Origin of the sequence: Novosphingobium nitrogenifigens DSM 19370 (assembly GCF_000192575.1) — a bacterium.
GTDB lineage: Bacteria > Pseudomonadota > Alphaproteobacteria > Sphingomonadales > Sphingomonadaceae > Novosphingobium > Novosphingobium nitrogenifigens.
In genome coordinates, this window is record NZ_GL876942.1 from 1 (window position 1) to 639 (window position 639).

At 62.4% G+C, this 639-nt stretch carries 1 protein-coding gene; it reads right to left on the reverse strand.

Annotated elements, in window-relative coordinates:
• The coding region (locus Y88_RS18665) for a strawberry notch family protein (protein ID WP_040702690.1) at window positions 1-639 on the reverse strand (639 nt) is incomplete at both ends.

Here is a 639-nt window from a genome sequence, read left to right on the forward strand (position 1 = left end):
ATCTTATGCGCAGCTGCGCATAAGATCGCCCAGGCATCGGCATAGGCATCGAAATCCGCGATCTGGCGCGGGGTTAGCGCGTGTTCCAGGATGTTATATTCGACGCCAGCGTAGGAAAGCGCGCGCGCCGTATAGACGCCCATCGCCTTCAATTCGCGGGCGACCAGTTCCATGGCAGCAATGCCACCCTCGCGGATGCGGGCGATAAAGGAGTTGCGATCAGGGAACGCCGTGCCTTCGCCCCACAGCCCAAGCCGGACGGCATAGGCCAGATTGTTCACGTCGGATGCCCCCGTAGCCGAGGCATAGATAACCCGGGCGCGCGGCAGGCGGTTCTGCAATTCGACGCCAACGATGCCCTGCTGCGATCCCTTGGTCGCACCGAACCGTCCTTCACCACCTGCGACACCGCCCATCGCATGAGCCTCGTCGAACAGGATCACGCCATCGAAATCCGGGGTGAGCCATTCCAGCAATTGCTGGAGACGGGTCTTCTCGCCGGTGCCGCTGCGCAGCGTGGCATAGGAGGCGAAGAGGATGCCATCAGCCTGCCTGATCCTAGCCTCGGGCTTGATTTTGGAAAGACGCTGAATGTCGAGCGCAATGCCGCCCAGTGCCTGCCAGTCGCGGCGGGCATCC